This is a genomic window from Allobosea sp. LC85, assembly GCF_000735605.1.
Taxonomy (GTDB): Bacteria; Pseudomonadota; Alphaproteobacteria; order Rhizobiales; family Beijerinckiaceae; genus Allobosea.
The window spans coordinates 129,297-151,537 of the sequence record NZ_JPKG01000059.1 but is presented as its reverse complement, the minus strand read 5'-3'; the positions used below and the strand labels follow the sequence as shown (position 1 = coordinate 151,537).

The following is a 22,241-nucleotide window of genomic DNA, read 5'->3' as shown; positions in this document are numbered from 1 at the left end:
ATGCCCTTCGAAATCATCACGCTGAAGACGGCGGGCCTTGTGCTGCGCCCGATCACGATCGCGATCGAGATCGGCATGGACCAGGCGGCGCGCAGCTTCGAGACCAAGGTCAAGCAGCCCGGCATGAGCCAGGCCCAGCTGCTTCGGACCCTTCGCAATTCGCCGCCCGTGACGATCCACGCGGCCGCCAGTGACGGCATCGCCTTCGGGCAGGACACAGCCGGCGACCTGATCCTGACCGGTCATGTCGAAAAGCGCTCGCCCCGATTGGGCGAGAGCGAGGCGGAGATGTCGATCTCAGGCCGCTCGAAGACCGGCGACGTAGTCGATTCCTCGGCCGATCATGAAAGCAGCGAGTTTCGCGACAAGGACGCCGTCGATATCTTCACGCCTCTGGCTGGCAAGCATGTCGTCACGGTCGAGACGGATCTGCGTCTCGATCGGAGGCCTTTGTTCAGGCTGCGGCCCGGCGAGACCGTTTTCACGGCGCTGGAGCGCTACGCCCGCGCCGATGCCTTCTCGATCGGCGACACGCCGGAAGGCAATCTCAAGCTTCAGAAGGCTGGCGAGAAGCGCCATGCCGGGGAACTGACCGAGGGCGGCAACGTCCTCGACGCCTCGGCCGTGCATGACGACAGCAAACGCTTCGGCAAGGTCAAGGTCCGTGCCCAGGCGCCGGACGGCTACAGCTCCGAGGAGCTGCAGGTCGAGGGCCAGGCGAGTGATGAAGGTGGGCGGGCGAACCGGTTGCGCGTCATCGCGCCGCCCGAGCAGATCCGTCAGCAGGATGCGCGCAAGCGGGCGCAATGGCACCGCGATCGCGCCGCCGGCGAGGGCACGACCTGCGAGGTCACTGTTCCCGGCTGGCGCGACACGTCGGGCAGGATCTGGACGCCCGGGCTGCTCGTCTTCACCGAAATCCCCTCGCTCGACGTGGTGCAGGACATGATGATCAAGACGGTCAAGCTCGAGCAGCAGGGCGGCGACAACGGTTTTACCAGGACGATCCTGAGCCTGGTCGATGCCCGCGCCTTTGGCGGCAAGAAATCGAAGGGCGCCAAGTCCGGCGCGCAGTGGGACATGGGCAAGGCTGGCGCTGATGACCAGTGAGTTCTGGGCGGCGTCGTCTGTCTCGCGTGGGAAGGTCGCGAAGGTCGATGATAGTGGCGACGGCCAGCTGATCGATTTCAAAGGCTACACCGGCGAGAGCTTCAGCAAGGTGCTGCGCGCCCAGCCACACGGCCTGTCCTCACATCCGCCCGCTGACGCAGTCGGCATATTCCTGAGACATGGCTCGTCTGACCGCCTGACGGCGATTGGCTTCGAGACTTCCGGCCGCCCCCGCTCGATCCCCGCTGGCACCGCTGTGCTCTATGACGACAAGGGCAACACGATCTTTTCGAAGGGCGCGGACGGCGTGCAAGTCCGCGCTGTGCAGGGCGGGTTCGAGGTCAAGGCTTCCTCGGGCAACGTCCTGATCGAGGCCGAAGCCGGCACGGTCACGCTTAAGCGGGACGGAATGACCGTCACCGTTTCCGACACTCGCGTCGATCTCGGCGGGCCAGCTGGCCACCGCGTCCTGACTGAGGGTGGGCCATCCGACAAGGTCTTCGCGATCCTATGACCTACCCAATCACCATCACCCGCGAACAGGCGGCGGCGCCGGCCCTGTTCTGGTCGACCTTCTGGGATGAGGCCGAGCAGCTCGGAGACTGGCGCGTCGCGCCTGCTGCCGATCCGGTCAATCCCGGTGGGTTGGATGCGTCCGAGCAGTTGGCATCGGCCGTCATCATCTCTCTCTTCACAGACAAGCGCGCGCCGGAAGGTTGGCGCCCGGATGTGGCTGACCGGCGCGGCTGGTGGGGCGACGGCGTCGCGGCTGAGGGCGAGGTGGCGGAAGCAATCGGCAGCCATCTCTGGCTGCTGCGCAACGAAGTCGCGACCGAGGAAATCGCCGAGCTCGCCCGGATCTATGCCGAGGAGGCGCTGGCTTGGCTGACCCGCGACAAGGTCGCGGCCAGCGTCAGCGTGACCAGCGGGCTGATCGAGACCCCGCGCCGCGGTGTCTGGCTCGATGTGAAGATCACCGGGCGCGACGGCGCGCTCGCCTATGACCGCCGCTTTGCCCGGCTTTGGAGTGAAATCTGATGGCTTGGCAAACCAAGAGCCTGCCGCAGCACGTCACGGATGTGCAGCGGGCTTTCAATGCGAACCTTCCCGGTGCCGACGCGGCGCTGGCCCGCAATAACATGAAGCCCACAGCGAAGGTCATTGCAGGCTCCCTGTTCGAACTTTCCCGTTTCGCCGCCTGGGCTGCCGACCAGAGATTCATCCTGACCTGTGACGCCGACCAGCTCGATCGCCATGGCGCCGAGATGAAACCCCCTGTCCCGCGCAAGGGATCTGCTGCGGCGCGTGGGCCGGTCACAGTGAATGCAACCGGCGCGATCACACTGGCGACCGGCGCGCTGTTGCTGCGCTCCGATGGCGAAACCTTTTCGGTCGATGCCGGCATCGTGCTCGCAGGCACGGGCACGGCGACGGTCCAGGTCACGGCGATTGAGCCCGGCGCAAACGGTGTCAGCGATGCCGGCACGGTGCTCGGCGCCTCTTCCGGCTTGACCGGGCCGGCCACCTTCGCTGTCGCCGCCGCAGGTCTGGGGGGCGGCGCCGACCCTGAACAGGATGACGCCTACAAGGCGCGGTTGCTCTTCGCCAAGGCCTTCCCGGACCATGCCGGAGCGCCCGGCGACTGGTTGCGCTACACGCTTGCCATCCCCGGCGTGACCCGGGCCTTCATCGAGCCTCTCGGCCATGGCCGCGGCACGGTCGTGATCTACCCGTTTTTCGATCTGACCCGCCCTAACGGCATCCCGCTGGAAACCGAGCGGGCACTGGTCGAGTCTGTGTTGCGTGCCACCGGGCCGGGCGCGGGGCTGCCGGTGGTTCGCATTCCAGAGGCAGTACCGGTCAATGTCGCCTATAGCGGGCTGGCGCCTGCCACGCCCGAGGTACAGCAGGCCGTGGCGGCCGAAGTCGCGAACACCTTCTTTATGAATTCCCGCGTCGCCGGGATCTCGACGCTGCACCCCTCCATGCCCTTCCTCGCCACGCCGGCGAGCTTCTCTCGCTCCTGGCTCTGGCAGGCCGCCGCCAACGCAACCGGCGAGCAGCGCCATGTGCTGGTGACGCCTGCGACGGATCCTGTCCTGTCCAGCGGTCAGACGGCCGTGCTCGGAACTTTGAGTTTCGCGTGATGACCGATCTCTGCCGTACCGACGACGAGGTCGCGCGCGGCCTCGCGGCGCTTCGTCCGCGGGGTGATGCCTGGCGCAACGGCGGACATGACGGGCTTAACGGCTCGACCATGGCCGGGTTCTTCGCCGGGCTCGGCGCTGCCATCGGGCCTGTCGAACGCCGCGTCTGTGCGCTGATCGACGAGTTCTTCTGTTCGAGTGCTGTCGAGACACTGGACCTCTGGGCGCTCGAATATGGCGCTCCCGATGGTTGTGACCCGTTTGCGGATGTCTGCGAGAAGGTCAACGCCGTCGGCGACAGCATCCCGGCCTATGCGGAAGCAGCCGCGCTCAGGCGCGGCTGGTCAATCGTGATCGCGCAGGAGTTTATCACCATCGTGCAGTGCTGCCGTATGGGCCATGGGCGCATGGGTATGCTGCGAATGGGCGCCCAGGACGGCGTCGCCTGGCGCATCACCGTCGACCTGGCGAGTTCGCCCTCCTACGTCGCTGCCGAGAACCGCAAACCCCTGCTGGGCCGCATGTTGATGGGCTGGGCCTTCGACTGTGGCCCGGACATCGAAGCCCTGGCCTGCCTGATCCGCCGGATCGCGCCGGCCCATGCAGACCTCGTCTTCGAGACGATCTGAGGAGATCAACCATGGTAGACCTTTGGGGTCCGGGCGCCTTCGGCGCGGCCGGTGCCGCTCCGTCGCGACCCGCTTTTGCGCCGACCAATGGCGGGGCGGACCCGGACACGTTCTTCCAGGACTGTTCGTCGCCGACATCCGACGACGGCACGGAGTGGCGTTCAGCGGTTCTCAACATGCTGCTGGCGCAGCTCAGGTCCGTGGTGCGGCACGGCAGTCCACCTGCGACCAATCTCGACGATGACCTGCTGATCAAGGCGATCGCGTCGGGCAATGTCACCCACGCTGTCGCGACCGGTTCTGCAAATGCCTGGCTCGTTGATCCTTCGCTCGCCGTCCCGGCCTATGCCGCCGGTCGGGTGCTCTGGGTCAAGGCCCCGGCCACCAATACCAATACGACCGTTACTGCCAGTGTCAGCGGACTTGGCGCCCGGCCGGTCAAGAAGGCGGATGGCTCCAATCCGGCTGTAGGCGATCTTGTCGTCGGCCGCTGGTATCCGACGTTCGACGACGGCACCAACATCTGCATCGTCAGCATTCTGCCGAGCGAGGTCACAGCGCGCTCGGGACAGGTTTTCACCGCGAACGGTAACTTCAACGTCCCAGCAGGTGTGACGCGGATCAAGGCGCGCGCCTGGGGGGCAGGTGGCGGGGGAGGCGGCATCACGTCAGCAGCAGCTGGCGGCGGTGGTGGTGGCGGCTATTCCGAAGGCTGGTTCTCCGTCACCCCGGGCGCCGTCATTCCCGTCACTGTTGGCACCGGCGGCTCCGGTGGCGCCAACACCGGGGGGACCGGCGGCACCGGTGGAGCATCCTCCATCGGGGCGCTGCTCACAGCGGCCGGCGGCGTCGGCGGCCCCGGATCGACCGGGACCTATCCGGCTGGTGGTTTGGGGGGCGGCGGATCTGGCGGCAGTTTGAACGTGTCGGGCTCGCAGGGCGGACAGGGGTACAACCTGTCGCAGCAGGGCGGCGGCATTGGCGGCTGCGCTTACGGCACGACCTGGAACCTCCTCCAACTCGGTTCCGCGAACGCGGCAGTCGGCCGTTATCCAGCCGGTGGCGGCAATGGCGCCATGGGCGGCAGCGGTGTCGCTGCGGGCGGCGCTGGTGCTGATGGCCTCGTGATCGTGGAGTGGTGAGATGAAGTTTGCACGCGTTGTCGGTGGAACGATCGTTGAATTCCCGCAGCCAGTCGAAGGTGCATCGCTCGCAGAGAGTTTTCACCCGGACTTCATTGCTGCGCTTGTCGCGGTACCAGTCGATGCTGAACTTGGGTGGATCAGCAACGGCGGCACGTTCGGGCCGCCGGGCCCGCCGCTTCCGTCACCTGTCGACCTGGTCGCCTATGCACGCGAGAAGCGCTGGCAGATCGAGATCGGTGGAATCTTGGTAGCAGGCGTTCCCGTGGCCACGGACGATCGTAGCAAGATCATGATCGTCGGCGGCCGGGTGGCCGCAATGGCCGACGCCGCGTGGTCGACGATCTGGCAAGGGGCGGATGGCAACGCCTATCCGGTGAATGCGGCGGCGATGATCGCGATCAGCGATGCCGTCCAGGCGCATGTGAATGCGACCTTCGCCACGCTGGCCACTGTTCTCAGCGCCATTGAAAGCAGTGCGGTAACGACGAAGGCCGCAATCGACGCGGACTTCGCCCTCCTGACTGACTGACTGACATAGATGGGCGAGCCGGCCGACCGCCCCCTGCCAGTTATTCTCTGACTACGCGCCGCGAAGCTATCGAGACCGTGACCGACCGAGAGGCTTGGCTTCAGCGGCGATATTTTGCCCAGCAACCGTACTAAGGAATTGCGCAGTTGCAGCAGCCGCAATGCGGTGACCCGCGGCTGTCCAGTGCCCGTCTTCGGCATACAAGCCGGCCTGGGTGAATGCCGGCCTTAGGTCGAGTGCGCTGATACCGGATCTGCTCAAGCGCTTCATGGCTTCCCGATAAGGGAGGTCATAGTCGAGGTTCTTCATCGCAGGCGAGTACTGCAGTTGGGCCGCGAGCCAATTCTTCCAGGTGGGCTCGATGTCCCAGACGGTCGGGATCAGAACAACTGCCACTTGACCGCCATCCTTTTCGACTTCCGTTTTCAACTGCCTGAATAGAGTTTCCGTGACATTCCAGGCTCGTTCCGCTTCCGGTGAGTATGGTTCTTTGAGAAACGCAACGGTCGAAGCTTCCCAACGCCGAAAAACGGGGAGTGGGTGAACCGCGCCCGTAAGCCTCTGGTACCCTCTGCTGGCGCGCCGATAGATCACAGAATTGTTCACGAGAAACTGCGTTAGCGGCGTGTCGTAGTAAACATGTGAGCCAGGAGCGGCCTTCATGGTCACCTGGTTCAGCGCTTTGCCAGCGAGCACGAACCCGGGCAAATCGATGGGCGCAGGTTCGACGAGTTGCTGGATCTCGACGCTGTTGTTCCGAGCGTCGTTGCTGACAGTGAAATAGACCAGCACAAGGTCGGGTGAATATCGGCGAGCGTCGTGGGTATAGCGCAGAAACTCATTCGCAGTACCGGCGCTCGACACGCTGAAATTGAGCACTTCGCATCGATCGGAACCGCACAGTCGACGCTCATTGGCGGTTCGATCGAGCTGCTGGGGCAGTTGGTCCGCGTGCGGCAATGTAGGCAGGCCAAAGAAGGAATCGCCTAAAATCGCGATGCGGCGCGTGCCCGGGGGTTTGTCGACGGTGCGCTCGAGATCGAACGTCCCTTGTGAATTGACCAGGCCGGGCGCTGTCTGGGGCGCCATGACCGATCCCCATGGACGGGCGAGATACGAGGTCAGTGGCGCTGGCGGCGTCATGTCCTCGATCGGCTTATCGAGGCCAATCCTCGCCCCGATCTCGATCAGCGCAACGAGTAAAAGCAAATACCAGAAGTCGCTGAGCCGCAGGCGCATGCCGCCGAAGTAGCAGTTTGCACGCATGCCGATCAAGACGGAGCGGCGCTCGGTTGGCGATTTCTGACAACTTTCAATGCCGGCCGCCTGCGAGGCGGCTTTGTTATTTCTGGAGACCGCCCATGAGCGATCGTTTCACGATCTGCCTGCCGATCACGCTCGCCCATGAAGGCGGCTATGTCGATCATCCGAAGGACCCCGGCGGCGCAACTAATCTGGGTGTCACGATCGGCACGCTCTCCTCCTGGCTCGGTCGCAGGGCGAGCAAGGCGGAGGTCCGGGCGCTCACCGTCAAGGCGGTCGAGCCGATCTACCGCAAGAACTACTGGCAGGCGGCGAACTGCCCTGCCTATCAGCCGGGTGCGGATCTCTGCGTGTTCGACGCCGCGGTGAATTCCGGCCCCGGCCGAGCGGTGCAATGGGCCAAGGGCGTCAAGGCGGCAAGTGGCAAGGTCTTCGTCGCCGCCTATTGCGATGCCCGTCTGGGCTTCCTGAAGCGGCTTGGCACCTGGTCTAGCTTCGGCAAAGGCTGGTCCCGCCGTGTCGCGGAGATCCGGGCCAAGGGCACAACCATGGCGCTTGCGGCCGCCGGCATCACGGGAACGCCCGCCCGTGCAGCTCTCGAGATCGAAGCCGCCAAGTCGGACGGCAAGGCAAGACGCGACCAGGCTGCTGCCGGGACTGCTGGAGCCGGCGGGGCGGGTGGCGTCGCGGTCGCGCCGATGGAGGGCGTATCCTCCGGTTCCGCATGGGGCGCGATAGCGATCATCGGCGTGATCGTGATCGGTGCCGCGACGTTCCTCTTCATCCGTTCCCGCAACCGCCGCGATGAAGCGGCCGCTTTCCGGCTGGAGGCCGCCCATGTCTGACATTCTCGGAACGCTGGCGACATCGCTCGCCAAGCAGGGAGCACCGCTGCTGGGCGGGCTGATCGGCACCGCACTTGGCGGGCCGGTTGGTGCTGCCGTGGGCGGGCTTGCCGGCAAGGCAATCGAGAGCCTGGCCGATGCCTTCGGTGTCGACCCGACGCCAGAGGCTGTGAAGGAAGCTGTCGACAGCAGCATCGGCGCCGCCGATGTCATCGCCGAAGCCGAGGCTCAGGCGCGGGCGATGCTGCCGATCTGGCAGATCGAGGCGACGCGGGCGAGTGAGGCGCAGACTGTCGAGATCGAACGCGGCTTCGGCGCATGGCAGTTCTGGCGCGGCGCCTGGCAGGGGCTGATCATCACTGGCTGGGCCGTCATCCTGCTGATCGCGCTTCTCGGCGGCAATCTCGGCATCAGGCCCCTCCTGCCATTGCCCGAAATGGTTTCGGCCTGGGGTTCGGTCACTTTGACCTGGCTCGCGGTCTTCAATGGCGGCCACACCCTGAAGGAGATTGCGCCCACGCTCGGATTCGGTCGCCGGGGTGCGCGATGACGGAGCTGACCGTTCCGGCCATGCTGCTTTTTTCGCTTGCCACCGTGCTCGCCACCTTTGCCGCGAGCTGGGGTGTCATCCGTTTTCAGGGACACCAGAACGACAGACGCCTCGCCCGGCTCGAGCAACGTCTCGAGCAACAGGCGATCGACCTCGCGGCGTTCAAGCTCGAAGCGGCGCAGCGCTTCGTTACAGACGACATGATGGCCAAGCTCGAGGAGCGGGTCATTGGCGCGATCGACCGTCTGGCCGATCGCCTCGACAGGCTGATTGAGGCGCGTGTCGCGGGCCGCAAACCCACCGCCTGACCTTCCCACTAGCCAAGGATCATCACCATGATCACCCTGCTTCGCGCGGGCCTGATGGCGCTCGCCCTCTTCGCTGTTCGGCCGGCCTCGGCCGAGGAGAATTGCCGCTCCCTGGATAGCCTCATGCCCGAGTTGGTGGCCGTCGCTGCCATGGGTGCCCGCGTCGTCATGCTGGACGAGGCGGAGGCAAAAGCTGCGCTGGGTGCAATCGAGGCCGAGCGAGGGCCACCCCCACGGCCGCTAAAACTGAGTGCCATGGTCCTGATCTTCGGCGATCAGCGCGCCGTCGTGCTCTTCGTCGAGGGAACGGAGGTCTGCCTGCTCCTGCCGCTCGGGCTGGAGAGTGCCCGCCGCATCGAGGCGGCGGCACGCGGAGAACCGGCCTGATGACGATCCTCCATCTGCAGCAGCCGCTGCCCTATGATCTGGCGAAAGCCGCAGTCGAAGCCGTCGAGCATGCGGTTGAGACCGGCGCGAGCTATCCGATGCCACGCGGCGGGCGCGGCCGCTCGGCCGTGGTGGAAGCCGCGCGCGCGCTCGGGCTGCCGCTGACCACGTTGAAGGCGCGGCTCAAAGCGGCGCACCGTCACCATGAGCTCGCTCCGAACGGGATCGCTCCCGAACAGGCGCCAGCAAGGAAGCGGGAACGCAAGCCCGAGGAAGAGCGTCGGCTGGTTGGCCTTCAGGACGAGGTCACGCGGCTGCGCAAGCAGATCAAGGCGCTGCACCGCGAGGAGCTCGATACGGAATCGGTTCGTGCCATCCTCGGCCGGTTGGCGCGGGCGGCCGCGCAGCCGCCTCGCTGGACGATCGATCCTGGTCGCAAGGGCACGCGCGGAACGCCGGAAGTGCCGGTCGCGGTCTGGTCTGACTGGCACATGGGCGAGGTTGTCTCGCTGGCCGAGACCAGTGGGCGCAATGCCTATGACCCGCAGATCGCCGAGGAGCGCGTACGCCGGCTGGTCGCCTCGACCATCGCGCTCTGCCGCAAGCACGGCCCGGGCGATTATCCCGGCATCGTCATCAACCTCCTCGGCGACTTCGTCTCCGGCGGGCTGCATGCCGAGCTGCTGAAGACCGATGCCGAAGAGGCGATCCCGACTGTCCTGCGCTGCGTCGACCTGCTGATCTGGGCACTTGGCCAGATGATCGAGGCGTTCGGGCACGTCTATTGCCCCTGTGCCTCGGGCAATCACGGTCGCGCGACGCAGAAGCCCGAGTTCAAGCGCTACGTCTACAAGAACTATGACTGGCTGATTTACCAGCTGCTCGCGCGCCACTTCGCCGGCGACGATCGTATCGTCTTCGACATTCCCGACACCAACGAGGTGCATTACCGCGTCTTCGGCCAGCGCTATCTCGCCATGCACGGTGACATGCTCGGCGTGAAGGGCGGCGACGGCATCATCGGCTCGCTCGGGCCGATCGCGCGCGGCGAAACCAAGGTCGGCAAACAGGCCGCGGCGCTCGGGCTCGATTACGACGTGCTAGTGATCGGTCATTGGCACCAGATGCTCTGGCTCACCCGCGTCATCGTCTCGAATACGCTGAAGGGCTGGGACGAGTTCGCGAAGAACGCGCTGCGGGCGCCACCGTCGAACCCGTCGCAGCCGCTCTGGTTCGTGCACCCGCGCCGCGGCATCACCTCGCGTTGGGAAATCCAGGTCGAGGAGCCGAAGGCGGGGCGGGGAGACGAATGGGTCAGCTTCCGGAGGGCCGCATGAGCACCGCAGAACCGGAGCAGAGCGATCCCGCTTCCAAGCCGACCAATCCGAAAGATGCGCTCGCCGTCTCTCGCCTCCCGATGCACCTGGTGCCGGACACGATCGAAGCCTATGCGGCGCTCGCCTTCTGCGAGGGCGCGGCCAAATACGGGGCCTTCAACTGGCGCGTGGGCGGGGTGCGTGCCTCGGTCTATCGGGGAGCCCTGCGGCGCCATCTGGCGAAATGGTGGAACGGCGAAGAGGCGGACCCGAAGACAGGGGTCCCGCATCTCGCCTCGGTCATCGCTTGCGCCGGGATCCTGCTCGACGCCAGGCTGTGCGGGAAGCTGACCGACGATCGCCCGCCGGCAGCGCCAATGTCGGCGCTGATTGATGAGCTGGAGGCGGATGTGCAGCGGATCACGGCGCTTTTCGCTGACCGTGACCCGCGGCATTGGACGATTGAAGATCGTTGATCAACGCCCGTGCGCGTTGAGGAAACGTCCAAGCATAGATGCCTGACGGTCCATGTTCCGGCGCCTCAGTTCAGCAATCAAGATATGAAGAGGCGGTGTATTAGCCAAGTATTCGGCTGGGCCGCTATACATTCCTCCGCCGGGGCCCGTGTACAAGCCTCCGCCTGGGCCGGTATACAAACCACCGCCGGGGCCGGTGTACAAACCTCCGCCTGGTCCTGTGTACAGGCCTCCCCCAGGACCGGTGTAAAGTCCCCCGCCGGGGCCAGTGTACATGCCTCCACCTGGGCCGGTGTACATTCCCCCGCCAGGACCGGTGTAAGCACCGCCGCCTGGGCCAGTATAAAGGCCTCCGCCAGGGCCAGTGTATAGTCCACCGCCGGGTCCCGTGTATCGATTCCTAGGCCACATTGATTCTCGCCCCGTTACGTCAGCACTTTAGGTTTTGCCCCAACCCGGCCTGTTGTCCGGGTCGGGGCTTTTTCCGTTTTAGGCCTTGATCTGCCCCAACAAACCAAGGGCTACCGTTGCGGGCCTGGCGCGGAAAATGTCGGCTAGCGACATTTTGGGCCTGCGCTGGTTCGACAGTACGAGCCCCCCGGCGCCCTGAGGAATAATGAAGCGCTTCACGAGAGTGACAGGCGCCCACAATTCCCGACGTGTGGCTTGAAGCGCGCGGTCGAAGGCCGCCTCAGCTTCGGCCAACGAGGCGAAGGAGCCTGTGAGCGTCGTATTGGGCAGCTTCATCATTTCGCCGCCGACATCCGTCCACGATGACAGGCCGTGGGTCAGGGCGTGCTTCAGGAACGGCGTGTGAGGGTCAGGATCTGTGGATTTCAGATCATAGGTGATAACGAAGGGGTACACGGTGTTTAAGCCTTTCTCGGCCCCTCGGACGCTTGACAGCCAGACCACGAACCTCATTTATGAGGCTGCACTCATAGCTGGGCTGCTCGCGTCGTCGGGTGCCTGCTAACCTAAAAGCCGGGGCTGATGCCTCGGCTTTTTTGTTTCCCCGCCGAGGTATTTCGGCGAAGGCGTCTCGACCGATCGAGTACGCATCACAAATTAACCTTTAGGCAGATGGTGCGCAAGGATTAGCGCGTGATCGCCCCTGTGGGCACGACATCTAGTATGACGCTGGGGATTTTGGGGATAAGTACCATTAACCTTTGAGTTCGGTCGAGAGAATCACCCGAACCCGTTGAAATCTCAGCAGCCGACATGGCCGTTGATTGGTCGTCCTCCCGGCGGCAGGCCTGATAGTAGAGTCCTGGCACTTGCTTGCCCGCCTTCGTGCGAGAGGAACGTTTTCTAGCGAAGGCGGTTTCCTCACGGTCATGGTGGGGTACGAGTCGTGTGTGCGCGTTGCGTTTTGCGGTCCGGCCCTGGCGCCGAGATAGTTCGTAGCCCCGCAAGCAAGGCGCGGGATGCGCGCCAGCGGAAGCTCAACTTCGACCCCATGCCGGAGCGGGTCGAGCCCTGCCTGGCTCTGCTGGCTTCGAAGCCCCCGACCGGCGACGATTGGGCTTTCGAAGTCAAATGGGACGGCTACCGTCTCGCCATCCATATTGATAATCGCACGGTTCGGGTCCTGACGCGGGGCGGGTATGACTGGACGAACCGCTTCCCGATGATTGCGGGTGATGCTCTCGACCTCGGGTTGGATAGCGCCATCCTCGACGGCGAGGCCGTCGTGCTCGATAACCGCGGGGCCTCCGACTTCAGCGCCCTTCAGCAAGCTCTCGGTGGCCGGGGCGGCAAGCGGTCTTCCGCCGGGGCGCTCCTCTATGCTTTCGACCTGCTCTATCTCAACGGCCACGATCTTCGAGCGCTGCCGTGCGAGGAGCGACGCGAGATGCTCGCTGGCGTCATAAAGCCCCATACCTCGATCCTGTTCAGCGAGGACGTTGATGCCGATGGCGACGCCTTCCTAACCGTGGCCTGTAAAATGGGCCTTGAGGGCATCATCGCGAAGCGCAGGGATGCGCCCTATCGCTCTGGCCGCGGCGGCGAATGGCTCAAGATCAAATGCGTGCAGTCCGAGACCTTACTGGTCATCGGCTATGAGTTCTCGGCGTCCGCCCTTGGCGGCTTGGCCAAGTTGTTGTTGGCGGCGCGCAAGGGTGACGCTCTCGTATATGTGGGCGGGGTCGGTACTGGCTTCGGCTACAAGGGCGCCGTGGCGATCCGGAAGCGCCTCGACACCACGATCATCCCGAAGCCTGCAATTCCTTTGCAGCGGCCGGGAGTCCGCTGGGTTACGCCGGCGCTCTGCGTTGAGGTTGAATTCCGCGCCTGGACCAATGACGGTAAGCTGCGGCACGCCAGCTACAAGGGCATGCGCGACGACGCCGAGATGGGTGACGTCTACGAGGTCAGCGCGGACACCAAGTCTGGATCCGCTGCGCCCTAGCTGCCCCACCGGCCTTCCAGGGCTGTGCCAGCCCTTCGGCTATCAGGATGGCCCCAACGTCACCCTTGGCCGTCCTGAGCCTCGCCAGAGTCCTGCCGTAGCGATCCGTGCACCGACCGGAGCTCTCGCACCGATCGATCGTCACCGGGCTGTCGCGCAGGAGTTCAGCCAGGCGTTCCTTGGCCAGCAGACCGACGATCAGCTCATCCTCGCAGCGTGAGCCACGGGTCTCCGGCGCGTCGATGTTCAGGATCCGGATGCGCTCGTCGGCGATATCGACGGTGTCGCCGTCAATAATGACCACGCGGGACTCGGCGAAGGACGCAGTCGCGCATACCAGGGCGACCAGGAGGACGAGGTGCTTCACGGGAACTTTCGCTTGGCATTGCCGACGCACTCTCGGAGATGCAGTTCGGTCAAGAAGTCAGGATTCATCGAGATTTCAGAACGGGATTTGGAAGCGGCTGCTCGGTGCAGGCACGGGGCATAGCTCAAACATGAGGGGAGGCATGTGGTCCTCCTCCCAGCAGAAGGCCGCATAGTCGAGTTCCGCCCATTCATCGGCTTCGGGGCTGCCAGGGCGCGCGTCCTCGATCTCGGCCATTCGCTGCCGGGCTGCCAACCATTCCAGGGTGTCGGTGATGACCATCGCGCCCCGCATTGTCAGTGGCGCGTCGCCTCGTCGTCACTGATCACCCCGACGCGCCTTGCCTCGCGGAGCCAGTGCCAACGGTCGCCTTCGGCTTGCTCGACCTGCCAGAGCTGCGGCTTGCCGTCGCTCGGCACGAAGAAGGCATAGTCCTCGTCCTTCGCCAGGCGATAGGGCGGGTCGAAGACAATTTCCTGCGTCTGGAACCCGCCCATATTCATTTCGACCCGGCTCAACTCGAAATTTCCGCCAGAGGCGATGATCTGCTCAGCCTGCTGCGGAGACAGGGCCGTCCCTGCGGGGTTGCGCGACGCCGACATGGCTTGACTCCTATGGCTCATCGGATGTTCTAATTTTGTTCTCATTCGAGCGCGAGTCAAATGTCCTATTCCGATGCCGATCAGGCCCACCATTCCGCCGACCCTGGACACGGATCTGAGGCATTATCCGTGGATCGTCATTCGCTTTCGCTGCAACTACTGCAAGCGCTGGGCCGACGGGGGCCTGGCGGCCTGTGCGGAGAAATTCGGCGCCGCCATGACGCTGGGCGATCTGCTCGAGATGTTCAGGGGCCGGTGCGCCTGGCGGGCGGAAATCCGCAAGCCGCAGAAATACGGGTTCAAGTGCGGGGGGTATTGCCTGGACATCGGCAAGACACGCCCGCCCGATCTGCCGGCTACGATGTCAGGCTTGACCGTGATCGAGGGTGGGCGGGATGATCTGCTCCCGGCCGAGCCTCGCGAGATCGAGCGGCGGAAGCGGATAGGCGAGGAGTAGCGGGAATGTGCGGTCGGTTCAGCCAGGCGTATTCGTGGGAAGAGATCGTCGCCTTCAGCCAGCCGCTGACGGTGCCGGCCGACCGATCGAACCTGCAGCCGCGCTACAATATTGCCCCGACGACCGAGGTCGACATCATCATCCGTGATCAGGACGGCAACCGCGTCTTGAAGAAAGCGCGCTGGGGACTGATCCCGGGCTGGTGGAAAAAGAAGGCGAACGAATCCGGCGCTACGTTCAATGCGCGGATCGAGACCGTCGATTCCAGCGCCATGTTCCGGTCAGCCTATGTGAAGCGGCGCTGCATCATCCCGGCGAGCGGCTTCTACGAATGGACCGGCGAGAAGGGCGACAAGACCCCGCACTTCATCAACGCGGCCGATGGCGGGCTGCTCGGCTTTGCCGGCTTATGGGAGGCCTGGACCAATCCAGATACCGGCGAGGAGATCTCGACCTGCACGATCATCACGCGCGATGCGAACAAATGGATGTCGGAGATCCACAACCGCATGCCGGCGACGCTGCTTCCGCGCGATTTCGAGGCGTGGCTTGATGGCTCGGGAGGCAAGGAACTGCTGATGCAGCCCCCGCAGGAGCTGCGCGAGTGGATCGTGTCGCAGCGAATGAACAAGACCGGGGTCGGAGATGACGACCCAGCCACGGCCGAGCCGGCGCCGCTCAAGGCGCCGGAGGAGCCGGGGGCTCCGTTCAAGGAAACGCTGTTCTAGCCCAGGCGACCCTTCCGCCAAGCCAATATTGCCAGAGCGACCAGCAGGATCGCGGAGGGGGCCATTCGGCCGTTGGATCGTCCGAAGCTGAACCTCATTTGGCATCAATGGCGCACTGATAGATCAAGAAGCAATCGCCCTCGGCGTAGGATCCGCCTTTGGAAGGCGGGGGGGGATCGCCTCAGGCAAAAACGTCGGCAGTCTGGCTCTTTCGCCGGGCAAGCAGCCCTACAAGATGTCGGTCTCCTTTTGGCGTGATCCTCCAATAACTGGATCTGTCATTTACGCCCCGCTTTTTGATCCCCTGATCCAATAGACCCAACGCTCTGAATTGAATGAGGACTTCATTCCAAGATTCAGTGGAGAGGACTACCGACCCTCCGCTGGGTGTCTTTAGGCCTTCTGGGAGGTGGTCGAATACATGAAATCGGCAAATTAGACTTTGAAGTTCGTTTTCCGTTGTTTCATTAATCAACGATGGGCCAATGTCTCTGTATAAATCATCCAAACTTACCTTTACTGACCAACCTCGAGTGGAGTAATTGGCTTTATTGGTGTCGTAAATTCTTCTATTTCCACTGATTTCGACTTCATCGTTGCCAGATTCTAAGCTTTCGTCAGTGTAATCGTCTTCTTTTTTCTGCGTTATTTCTCTAAGTTGTCTATTTTCTTCGGTGAGTTTGTTGATTTGTTCAAGTAGGGCGATCGGTGACGTGCCGTCGTTCCTGATCCAGCCCGGGCGGGGATTGATTTTTATCTCTCTGATTAGCGATCGGGAGACCAATCCTCCCAGTTCTGCCGCGCTCGACCACGTGCGTACGGGGTATTCGCGCATAACCTCGATTCTGAAGGCCTCCAATTTGGTTCGTGATCCTTCGATTTTTTCAGTCTTTCCCGAAGCTATTTCATCGGGCTTCGCATGAACGAACGCGAGAACGGGTATTCCAAGTTTCTTTGCGTAGCGATATTCTTTTTCTGTATAGCTAACGCCGTCTTCTGTAACGGATCCATAGCGGCCACCGAGTATAAGGATGTAGTAATCGCATTCATCGATTACTCTCTTAATGACATCCCACTGGCTTTCATTCGATGCGACAAACGCCTCCATGCCGGTTGGAATGCAATCCATTTCCCATACGGCTTGAATAACTTCGGCGCGCTCACCGATTAGATCCGTGAAGGTTGAGCTCACAAAAATCTGATGCCGGACTGAATATGACAAGGCCATCCCCCAAGCGTTTCGCGCTTGGACTTATTCACGAGATTCTAGTCGCGGGAAAGTCGCCAAGTGCGGCCCGCTAGTCCTTGCTGATTGCTGGGGCCAGCCGGTCCAACCACACCCACCCGAGATATTTGTCTCCGGTCTGGCGCAGATGGGCATAGCGTTTCATCGAACTCCAGTTGCGGTGGCCGGAGACGGATGCGGCCTGTGGAATGGTTCGACCCATCTCGAGGAGCCGGGAAACGCCCTCGTGCCGCAGGTCGTGGAAGTGGAGATCTGCGATGTTGAGGATGGCGCAAGCGCGCGTCATGTTGGCGCTGACCGTTCGGTGATTATACGGGAAAATCTCGGCGTAGTTTCGGGGTTGAGCCAGCGCAATCCGAAGAGCCTCTTCAGGCAGTTCGCACCACACGTCATTTCCGTCCTTCGCTTCCGGGTCCTTCATATCGCGGACGAGCACACGTCGTCCGGCGACATCGAGATCCGTCCAGAGGATCTTGGTGATTTCCTCCTCGCGCCGGCTCGAGTAGAGCGCGAAGGCGACGATTGCCGCCATGGGCATCATGCGCGGCCGCTTGCGCCTCCCGGCTTCAAAGTGCCTCAGCAGGCGGTCGAGCTCATCGAGCGTTGGCCTGCGGGTGCGATCCTTCGATTTGCCGGTTACGCCGAGGCGCTTTGTGACCTTGAAGGTATCGGCCATGGCCTTCTCGTCGAGCGGGTAACCCCATGCGGGTTGGGCGATCGCGAAGACTGAGCGTAGGTGGGAGAGGTAATTTGCCACCGTCGCCGGCGCGCGCTCAACGCCAAGGCGCCCGGCATAAGCGACCAGGTCCTGGCTGGTGATGTCGGCGCAGGCGATATCGGCAATGTCGTCGGCCTTTATCGCGCGCAGAACCTGCGACTTCGTCCGCCCGATCTTCTTCTTGCTCTCGGCGATGTAGCTGTCGATGGCGTCTCCGAGCGTCGCCAGCCGCTTGCCATGCTGGGCTAGTGCGAGCGCCCCTGGCTTGGAAAGTTCGGCTTCGCGCTTCTTGATCCACGCGGCGGCGGCGGGGCGGCGGTCGAACGTCTGAGACTCACGATGGCTGCGACCCTCGCGTTGGACGGCGATTTGCGCCATATAGGCGACCGTTCCGTCCCGTCTCGGTCGCTGGATGATCGTGCCCATTTACAACATTGCCGCCGCATCTGTGACATTTGTTGTAAGGGCTATCGAAAACGGCCGATAATGGCAAGGAACAGGACACGAACGAGAGCGACAAGTTGACAGAGAATGCCCTAAATCAGGCTGAAAGCGCACAGGGAAGCGCCTGGCGCCTTTCCGTCGCGCCCATGATGGATTGGACTGACCGGCATTGCCGCGTCATCCATCGCCTGATGTCGCGCCGGGCGCGGCTCTATACCGAGATGGTGACGGCGCAGGCGGTGATCCGCGGCGACCGGCAGCGCCTGATCGGCTTCGACGCGATGGAGCAGCCCGTTGCCTTGCAACTCGGCGGTAATGACCCGGCCCTGCTGGCGGAGGCCGCGAAGATCGGCGCCGATTTCGGCTATGACGAGATCAATCTGAATTGCGGCTGTCCCTCCGACCGCGTGCAGGGCGGGGCCTTTGGCGCCTGCTTGATGCGCGAGCCGGCATTGGTCGGCGACTGCGTCGCGGCGATGAAGGCGGCCGTCTCCGTCGCCATCACCGTCAAATGCCGCGTTGGCGTCGATGATCAGGATCCGGAAGCGGCGCTCGATGCTCTGACTGCCAACGTGCGCGCCGCCGGTGTCGATGCGCTCGTCGTGCATGCCCGAAAGGCCTGGCTGCAAGGATTGTCGCCGAAGGAAAACCGCGAGATCCCGCCGCTCGACTATCAGCGCGCCTATCGCCTGAAAGCGGCCAATCCGGACCTGATCGTGGCGATCAATGGCGGCATCCGCGCCCCCGTGGAATGGCCGACGCATCTCGCGCATCTCGACGGCGTGATGATCGGCCGCGAGGCTTATCAAAATCCCGAGGTTCTGCTGGAGGTCGATCCGCTGCTCTTCGGCGAGGCGGCGCCGGTTGGCGATGCCTTCGGCATGCTGGAGGCGCTCGAACCCCATATCGCGGCGCATATCGAGAAGGGCGGCCGGTTGCATGCCTTCACCCGCCATCTCGTCGGGCTGTTCCCGGGCCGCCGGGGCGCGCGCCTGTTCCGCCGTCATCTCGCCGAGCATTGCGTCGGAAGCGAAGCGGGGCTTGCGGATTTGCGTGCGGCGGTCGCCCATGTCTCGCGCTACGAAGAGGCGGCTGCCGCTGCATAGGAGTCTGCCATGGCCGAGCCTGACCAGTCGCCTTCGGATCCGGATGTGGTCAGGCGCATCGAGGCCAGCTTCGGCAAGCAGGCTTTCATGACGACGCTCGGCGCCCGGCTTACCCGGATCGCTCCCGGCGAGGTCGAGATCGAGCTGCCGGTTTCGGCCCATCTCACCCAGCAGCACGGCTTCGTCCATGCCGGAGCGGTCGCCACGATCGCCGATTCGGCGGCAGGCTATGCGGCGCTGACGACGATGCCGCCGGGCACCGGCATCCTCACCGCCGAGTTCAAGATCAACCTTCTTGCGCCTGCCGCCGGCGAACGGCTGCTGGCGAAGGGCAGGGTGGTCAAGGCCGGCCGCACCCTGACGCTCGCCACCGCCGAGGTCTTCGCGCTGAAGGACGGCGCGGCCAGGCTCTGTGCGATGATGACGGCGACCTGCATGACCATTGCCGGCCGCGACGGCGTGTCCGACTGAATGGGTGCTCCGACTGGGAACGAGTGCAGCGCCATGGATATCCTCGATCACGCCACCCAGCCGCAGGAACACTGGCGCGACGGGGTGAGGACGCTGATGCGCGTTTCGGCGAGGGTCCAGAGCCGGCAGCTTTGCATCTTCGAGCAGTATTGCGACCCCGGGTTGGGGGCGCCGATGCACCTTCATGCCGTCGAGGAGGTGCTCGAAGTGATCGAGGGGACGGCCGAGATCACCCTGCGCGACGAGACCAGGACCGTGACGGCCAATCAGTCGGTGCTGATTCCGGCCGGCGCCCGCCATGGCTTCAGGAATGTCGGCGCCGGCATCCTGCATGTGCGCGCCACCCTGGCCGCATCCATCTTCGAAGCGTCCTATGACGATCGCAGCGAACTGTCCCGGCGCTATGTGCCGGATTGAGTGCGATGGCGTGGCGCCGGATGAAGCGCTCCACCTGTAGCAGCGCCTGTTGCAAGGAAAACCGAAGTTCGCCGCACCGTACGGGTCGCCGGTTTTCGATCCCCGAGTCCCGATCCAGTTGGGATTGAAATCGATCTCGGGATCAGGACTGCGGGGCAACGTCACCGCACATGGCGGATCCCCTCGCTTATTCTTTCTCCGTCAGCTCGAGCGCAACCTGCCAGATTGGGTTGCCGCAACGCTGGCTGTCCGGATCAGGGAAGCGGAAGAGGTGCTGCGGATCGGCGCGAGCCTGAAATAGGCGGACGGATCGGGCGTTGAGGGCCTGCCCTAAGCTCTCCGCGAGCTTAGGGATGATCGCTGTCGCCAGCCAGTGGGGTCGGCGGCAGCGTGGTCGAGCCAATTGGGCGGAGTGTTCCAGCGGTGCAACACGACGGTCGCATCGCCATGCCGGAGTGAAATCTGAAATCCCCTCAGCGCCTGATGTATTGCAACTTCTGGTTTTAGCGTTGATCTGTATAGTATAAAACCGATATAATTGACCGAAACGCAAGGGAAAGTTTTCTAAAAATAGGAGCGCCGTCTGAGTTTAAAAGTAATTCTTCTTGCGAACATGTTTGGTTGTTTCTATAATGTCGGGCACGGTGCCCGTGGAAAACTCCGTGGGTCATCAAGAAAAATGGAGGCAACGGATATGACCGAAGCCCAAACTGTCGCACCCAACTATATCGAACTGACCGCTAATATTGTCGTTGCGTATGTCAGCCACAATTCGGTTCCGGCAGACGAGCTTCCCGGCCTTGTCAGAAGTGTTCATGCGGCTGTGTCTGAGTCCGCCGCAGGCAAGAGCCCGGTGGAAGAGATCCGCGCGGTTGTCCCAGCCGTTCCGATCAAGAAGTCGATTACCGACGAGTATCTGATCTCGCTTGAAGACGGGAAGCGCTACAAGGCGCTGAAACGGCACCTGTCTGGCCGGGGCCTGACGCCTGAGCAGTATCGCGAGAAATACGATCTTCCCCGCGATTATCCCATGGTTGCCCCGAGCTACGCCAAGAAACGCTCAGAACTGGCCAAGACCATTGGTCTTGGCCGCATGCGCATGGGACACGACACGAAGTCCGCGCCGCCCCCGCAGCCGAAGCCGCGTGGCCGCGGAAAGAAAGCCGCCTAGATCATCGGACCGGATATCGTATCCGGTCTGATGATCTAACCTTTTTGTGTTTGCATCGGCTTTGCCCCGAAAACCGCAATCCACTTTTCGGGCCGATGCTTTAGAAGTCACTTTCGGTCCGGAAACCAGAAGTCGGCGACCATTGCATTCCTGGAGGGGCTCACGGCTGGGTGCGTCTGGATCGAGCCGATGTCGGGAACGGTGGTGCTTCCACCCGGTGAGCCTCCGCTGCAGGTTAGGAACAGCCAGAGCGGACGCGCGTTGGAAGGGGCGCCAGAGGATTGAGCGCGATGAGGGCCATGGTACTCCACGCGGTCGGTCGACCGCTGGCTCTCGACATCCGGCCGGATCCGGAACCCGGCGCCGGCGAGATCCGCGTCCGGGTCGAGGCCTGCGCAGTCTGCCGGACCGATCTTCATGTGGTCGATGGCGATCTTGCCCATCCCAGCTTGCCGCTCGTGCCGGGGCACGAGATCGTCGGAATCGTGGACCGGGTGGGTGATGGCGTCCTGACCTCGGTGCCCGGCATGCGCGTTGGCATCCCCTGGCTCGGGCGTGTCTGCGGCCATTGTCCCTATTGCGCCTCCGGCCGCGAGAACCTCTGCGACGAACCCGTCTTCACCGGCTACACGCGCGATGGCGGCTTCGCGAGCCATGTCGTGGCCGATGCCGCCTTTGCGTTTCCGCTGATCGGCTTCGACGACCCGGTTGCGGCGGCGCCGCTGATGTGCGCCGGGCTGATCGGCTGGCGCTCGCTGCGGATGGCCGGCGAGGGAAAGCGGATCGGTCTCTACGGCTTCGGCGCCGCCGCGCATATTCTCGCGCAGATCTGCCGCTGGCAAGGCCGCGAGGTCTTTGCTTTCACGCGGTTCGGCGACGAGGCGGCGCAGGTGCAGGCGCTCTCGCTCGGTGCGCGCTGGGCTGGCAGTCCGGACGCCGGTCCGCCCGAATTGCTTGATGCCGCGATCATCTTCGCGCCGGTCGGCGCGCTCGTTCCGAACGCCTTGCGGGCCGTCCGCAAGGGCGGCCGGGTTGTTTGCGGCGGCATCCACATGAGCGACATTCCGCAGTTTCCCTATCGGCTTCTGTGGGAGGAACGGCAGCTCGTCTCCGTCGCCAATCTCACCCGGCAGGACGCGGTTGAATTCCTCGCCATTGCGCCGAAGGCTGGCGTGAAGACCACAACCACTGTCTATCCGCTCGAACGGGCAAACGAGGCGCTCGCCGATCTCAGGGCAGGTCGGTTCCAGGGTGCGGCGGTGCTGGTGCCTTGACTGGCTGTTACCGCCATTGCCCATGTGCATCTCGCAGAGCGGTTTGAGGAGGCTCTGTCGCGGGATTTGGCGTAATGTTGGCGCGGCAGGTTGAGAAGGAGGCCCGCAAGCACCTGCTC

28 protein-coding genes are annotated in these 22,241 nt (G+C 63.6%); 21 read left to right on the top strand and 7 right to left on the bottom strand.

The window, feature by feature from the left end; translation table 11 throughout:
• From FG93_RS27125 to FG93_RS27095, 7 genes are read left to right on the top strand one after another with little or no spacing between them, the layout of a single operon-like run.
• Positions 1–1,110, top strand: coding sequence for a hypothetical protein (locus tag FG93_RS27125; RefSeq protein WP_043240975.1), 1,110 nt, complete (start codon positions 1–3; stop codon positions 1,108–1,110).
• Positions 1,100–1,624, top strand: a complete 525-nt coding sequence (locus FG93_RS27120) for a phage baseplate assembly protein (protein ID WP_043240970.1) — start codon at positions 1,100–1,102, stop codon at positions 1,622–1,624. The genes FG93_RS27125 and FG93_RS27120 overlap by 11 nt, the downstream gene beginning before the upstream one ends.
• Positions 1,621–2,148: a phage GP46 family protein gene (locus FG93_RS31490; RefSeq protein WP_052514266.1), complete on the top strand. Its 528-nt coding sequence runs from the start codon at positions 1,621–1,623 to the stop codon at positions 2,146–2,148. Before FG93_RS27120 ends, FG93_RS31490 begins: the two co-directional genes overlap by 4 nt.
• A complete protein-coding gene (locus FG93_RS27110; protein WP_043240965.1) occupies positions 2,148–3,257 on the top strand; it encodes a baseplate J/gp47 family protein in 1,110 nt (369 codons plus the stop codon). The genes FG93_RS31490 and FG93_RS27110 overlap by 1 nt, the downstream gene beginning before the upstream one ends.
• A complete protein-coding gene (locus tag FG93_RS27105; protein WP_043240963.1) occupies positions 3,257–3,886 on the top strand; it encodes a DUF2313 domain-containing protein in 630 nt (209 codons plus the stop codon). Before FG93_RS27110 ends, FG93_RS27105 begins: the two co-directional genes overlap by 1 nt.
• An 11-nt stretch (positions 3,887–3,897) precedes the next feature.
• Complete coding sequence (locus tag FG93_RS33910) at positions 3,898–5,028, top strand: glycine-rich domain-containing protein (protein WP_052514265.1); 1,131 nt, start codon at positions 3,898–3,900, stop codon at positions 5,026–5,028.
• 1 nt (position 5,029) lies between these two features.
• Entirely contained in the window at positions 5,030–5,560 is a 531-nt protein-coding gene (locus tag FG93_RS27095) for a DUF4376 domain-containing protein (RefSeq protein WP_052514264.1), read from the top strand.
• A 66-nt stretch (positions 5,561–5,626) separates the two neighbouring features.
• Here FG93_RS27095 and FG93_RS27090 read toward each other — a convergent pair whose 3' ends face one another.
• A complete protein-coding gene (locus FG93_RS27090; RefSeq protein ID WP_043240960.1) occupies positions 5,627–6,826 on the bottom strand; it encodes an SGNH/GDSL hydrolase family protein in 1,200 nt (399 codons plus the stop codon).
• A 95-nt stretch (positions 6,827–6,921) separates the two neighbouring features.
• Here FG93_RS27090 and FG93_RS32100 point away from each other — a divergent pair, with 95 nt between their 5' ends.
• Genes FG93_RS32100 through FG93_RS27060 form a run of 6 tightly spaced genes read left to right on the top strand, consistent with a single transcriptional unit; the run spans position 6,922 to position 10,705 of the window.
• The gene (locus tag FG93_RS32100; RefSeq protein WP_081881934.1) at positions 6,922–7,668 is read left to right on the top strand and encodes a glycoside hydrolase family 108 protein; all 747 of its coding nucleotides are present in this window, start codon (positions 6,922–6,924) and stop codon (positions 7,666–7,668) included.
• Positions 7,661–8,218, top strand: coding sequence for a hypothetical protein (locus tag FG93_RS31480; RefSeq protein WP_052514263.1), 558 nt, complete (start codon positions 7,661–7,663; stop codon positions 8,216–8,218). The genes FG93_RS32100 and FG93_RS31480 overlap by 8 nt, the downstream gene beginning before the upstream one ends.
• The gene (locus FG93_RS27075) at positions 8,215–8,526 is read left to right on the top strand and encodes a hypothetical protein (RefSeq protein WP_043240957.1); all 312 of its coding nucleotides are present in this window, start codon (positions 8,215–8,217) and stop codon (positions 8,524–8,526) included. The genes FG93_RS31480 and FG93_RS27075 overlap by 4 nt, the downstream gene beginning before the upstream one ends.
• 27 nt (positions 8,527–8,553) lie before the next feature.
• Positions 8,554–8,913 (top strand): hypothetical protein, encoded by a 360-nt coding sequence (locus tag FG93_RS27070; RefSeq protein ID WP_043240954.1) that lies wholly within the window; start codon positions 8,554–8,556, stop codon positions 8,911–8,913.
• Positions 8,913–10,250 carry a hypothetical protein gene (locus tag FG93_RS27065; protein ID WP_043240951.1) on the top strand — a complete coding sequence of 446 codons (1,338 nt, stop codon included), beginning with the start codon at positions 8,913–8,915 and terminating at the stop codon, positions 10,248–10,250. Before FG93_RS27070 ends, FG93_RS27065 begins: the two co-directional genes overlap by 1 nt.
• Complete coding sequence (locus FG93_RS27060; protein WP_052514262.1) at positions 10,247–10,705, top strand: dATP/dGTP diphosphohydrolase domain-containing protein; 459 nt, start codon at positions 10,247–10,249, stop codon at positions 10,703–10,705. The genes FG93_RS27065 and FG93_RS27060 overlap by 4 nt, the downstream gene beginning before the upstream one ends.
• A 489-nt stretch (positions 10,706–11,194) precedes the next feature.
• Here the strand turns inward: FG93_RS27060 and FG93_RS27055 are convergent, their stop codons facing one another.
• Positions 11,195–11,629, bottom strand: a complete 435-nt coding sequence (locus FG93_RS27055) for a hypothetical protein (RefSeq protein WP_043240948.1) — start codon at positions 11,627–11,629, stop codon at positions 11,195–11,197.
• A 538-nt stretch (positions 11,630–12,167) separates the two neighbouring features.
• Between FG93_RS27055 and ligD the strand changes: the two genes are divergently transcribed.
• Positions 12,168–13,121, top strand: a complete 954-nt coding sequence (gene ligD, locus FG93_RS27050) for a non-homologous end-joining DNA ligase (protein ID WP_081881931.1) — start codon at positions 12,168–12,170, stop codon at positions 13,119–13,121.
• Here the strand turns inward: ligD and FG93_RS27045 are convergent.
• From FG93_RS27045 to FG93_RS27035, 3 genes are all read right to left on the bottom strand, one after another.
• The gene (locus FG93_RS27045) at positions 13,084–13,488 is read right to left on the bottom strand and encodes a thermonuclease family protein (protein WP_052514260.1); all 405 of its coding nucleotides are present in this window, start codon (positions 13,486–13,488) and stop codon (positions 13,084–13,086) included. The two genes, ligD and FG93_RS27045, sit on opposite strands and share 38 nt — an antisense overlap.
• Before the next feature lie 75 nt (positions 13,489–13,563).
• The gene (locus FG93_RS27040; RefSeq protein ID WP_152579658.1) at positions 13,564–13,770 is read right to left on the bottom strand and encodes a hypothetical protein; all 207 of its coding nucleotides are present in this window, start codon (positions 13,768–13,770) and stop codon (positions 13,564–13,566) included.
• A 14-nt stretch (positions 13,771–13,784) separates the two neighbouring features.
• Positions 13,785–14,090 carry a hypothetical protein gene (locus tag FG93_RS27035; protein WP_043240938.1) on the bottom strand — a complete coding sequence of 102 codons (306 nt, stop codon included), beginning with the start codon at positions 14,088–14,090 and terminating at the stop codon, positions 13,785–13,787.
• Positions 14,091–14,163: 73 nt separating this feature from the next.
• On the opposite strand from FG93_RS27035, the gene FG93_RS27030 reads away from it, so the two are divergent.
• A complete protein-coding gene (locus FG93_RS27030) occupies positions 14,164–14,547 on the top strand; it encodes a hypothetical protein (protein WP_043240936.1) in 384 nt (127 codons plus the stop codon).
• A gap of 5 nt (positions 14,548–14,552) precedes the next feature.
• Positions 14,553–15,275: an SOS response-associated peptidase gene (locus FG93_RS27025; protein ID WP_052514259.1), complete on the top strand. Its 723-nt coding sequence runs from the start codon at positions 14,553–14,555 to the stop codon at positions 15,273–15,275.
• Between the two features lie 181 nt (positions 15,276–15,456).
• On the opposite strand, the gene FG93_RS32090 is transcribed toward FG93_RS27025, so the two are convergent.
• Together FG93_RS32090 and xerC are read right to left on the bottom strand one after the other, a co-directional pair.
• Complete coding sequence (locus FG93_RS32090; RefSeq protein ID WP_161783899.1) at positions 15,457–16,467, bottom strand: DUF4062 domain-containing protein; 1,011 nt, start codon at positions 16,465–16,467, stop codon at positions 15,457–15,459.
• A gap of 106 nt (positions 16,468–16,573) precedes the next feature.
• A complete protein-coding gene (xerC, locus tag FG93_RS27015; protein ID WP_043240933.1) occupies positions 16,574–17,665 on the bottom strand; it encodes a tyrosine recombinase XerC in 1,092 nt (363 codons plus the stop codon).
• A 95-nt stretch (positions 17,666–17,760) separates the two neighbouring features.
• On the opposite strand from xerC, the gene dusA reads away from it, so the two are divergent.
• The 5 genes from dusA to FG93_RS26990 all read left to right on the top strand — a co-directional run bounded on the left by dusA (position 17,761) and on the right by FG93_RS26990 (position 22,122).
• Positions 17,761–18,789, top strand: a complete 1,029-nt coding sequence (gene dusA / locus FG93_RS27010; RefSeq protein ID WP_280114164.1) for a tRNA dihydrouridine(20/20a) synthase DusA — start codon at positions 17,761–17,763, stop codon at positions 18,787–18,789.
• Between the two features lie 9 nt (positions 18,790–18,798).
• The gene (locus FG93_RS27005) at positions 18,799–19,260 is read left to right on the top strand and encodes a PaaI family thioesterase (protein ID WP_043240929.1); all 462 of its coding nucleotides are present in this window, start codon (positions 18,799–18,801) and stop codon (positions 19,258–19,260) included.
• A 33-nt stretch (positions 19,261–19,293) separates the two neighbouring features.
• Positions 19,294–19,677, top strand: a complete 384-nt coding sequence (locus FG93_RS27000) for a cupin domain-containing protein (protein WP_043240928.1) — start codon at positions 19,294–19,296, stop codon at positions 19,675–19,677.
• 694 nt (positions 19,678–20,371) lie between these two features.
• Positions 20,372–20,848 (top strand): MucR family transcriptional regulator, encoded by a 477-nt coding sequence (locus tag FG93_RS26995; protein ID WP_043241526.1) that lies wholly within the window; start codon positions 20,372–20,374, stop codon positions 20,846–20,848.
• Positions 20,849–21,138: 290 nt separating this feature from the next.
• A complete protein-coding gene (locus FG93_RS26990; protein ID WP_043240926.1) occupies positions 21,139–22,122 on the top strand; it encodes a zinc-dependent alcohol dehydrogenase family protein in 984 nt (327 codons plus the stop codon).
• The last annotated feature ends 119 nt before the right edge of the window (positions 22,123–22,241 follow it).